Annotated in this window: 2 protein-coding genes; one reads left to right on the forward strand and one right to left on the reverse strand. The window is 48.6% G+C overall.

Annotated elements, in window-relative coordinates; translation table 11 throughout:
• Positions 1 to 278: M24 family metallopeptidase (locus KDK19_RS01745; protein WP_257291220.1), on the reverse strand; the 278-nt coding region annotated here is incomplete at its 3' end.
• Positions 279 to 716: 438 nt separating this feature from the next.
• Between KDK19_RS01745 and rpsB the strand changes: the two genes are divergently transcribed.
• The coding region (gene rpsB, locus KDK19_RS01750; protein ID WP_257291221.1) for a 30S ribosomal protein S2 at positions 717 to 1,363 on the forward strand (647 nt) is incomplete at its 3' end.

Consider the following 1,363-nt stretch of genomic DNA (forward strand, 5'->3'; position numbering starts at 1 on the left):
GTTTTCTTGTCGTTGGGGATGCCGTGACAGACAACGTGGTTAAGGGAGGTGCAAATCGATTTTGGAAAGCCGGGGCGGCCGGGAGCTGCACCATAGTTCAAGGGTGCCGGGATAGCCTGCTGTTCATTAACGATGTAGTCGTGACAGATACGATCAAGTTCACCAGTAGTAATGCCGGGTTTCACATGGGGAGTGATCATCTCCAGTACATCAGCAGCAAGCTTGCCGGCGACGCGCATTTTTTCAATATCTTCAGAGGTTTTGATCGTAACTTTCATTTCAAATGTTCTTTGTAGGGCGCGGGAAATACCGAGAGTGCTTTGCAGCGAGTGACCTTATGACGACAGAATAATAGGGTCGTTTTTCGCTCATGGCGGTTTACTTAAGCAGCTTTCCCGGGGCTTTACGGATTCACTTGCTGGAATTCTAACAGAAAAGAAGGGAGAGTTGGCTATCGTATAGTAGAACCGGTTTCCATGGAGTTGATGAATCTTCCTTCTAAGAAGTCTTCTGGCTATGAATCAACATTCGATTGTGGTATAAAACTGCGTCCTCGTGTTCAGGGTTGCCTGACTGCGAGGTTTTTATTTATTTTGTAACCAGAACTCACATACACCGACACATGATTCAGGGTGCCCTGGCTATCAGCGAAAGCTGATCATTGGGTCGAACTCATGGGGTGTGTGGAGGCCTAACCCTGTAACAGGAGATTTCTCATGGCTCAAGTCACCATGCGTGACATGCTCAAGGCGGGTGTGCATTTTGGTCACCAGACTCGTTTCTGGAACCCAAAGATGAACAAATTCATCTTTGGTGCTCGCAACAAGATTCATATCATTAACCTTGAGCACACCATGCCTGCCTTCAATGAAGCGATGAGCTTCATTCGCAAGCTCGCCGAAGGTAAGAACAAGATTCTTTTTGTTGGTACCAAGCGCGCTGCCGGTAAAATCATCCGTGAAGAAGCTGCTCGTTGCGGTATGCCTTTTGTGGCGCATCGCTGGTTGGGTGGTATGCTGACCAACTATAAGACCATTCGTCAGTCGGTCCGTCGTCTGCGTGATCTGGAAGCCCAGGCTGAAGACGGTACTTTCGAAAAACTGACCAAGAAAGAAGCCCTGATGCGCCGTCGCGATCTGGAAAAGCTGGATCGGTCTCTGGGTGGTATCAAGGAAATGGGTGGTCTGCCAGACGCGCTGTTTGTTATCGATGTTGAGCACGAGCGCATCGCTATTCAGGAAGCCAATAAATTGGGTATCCCTGTCATTGGTATCGTTGACACCATCTCCAGTCCTGAAGGTGTTGACTACGTTATCCCAGGTAACGATGATGCGATTCGCGCTATTCAGCTTTACATCAAAGC

This window comes from Endozoicomonas sp. ONNA1 (assembly GCF_024606325.1).
GTDB lineage: Bacteria > Pseudomonadota > Gammaproteobacteria > Pseudomonadales > Endozoicomonadaceae > Endozoicomonas_A.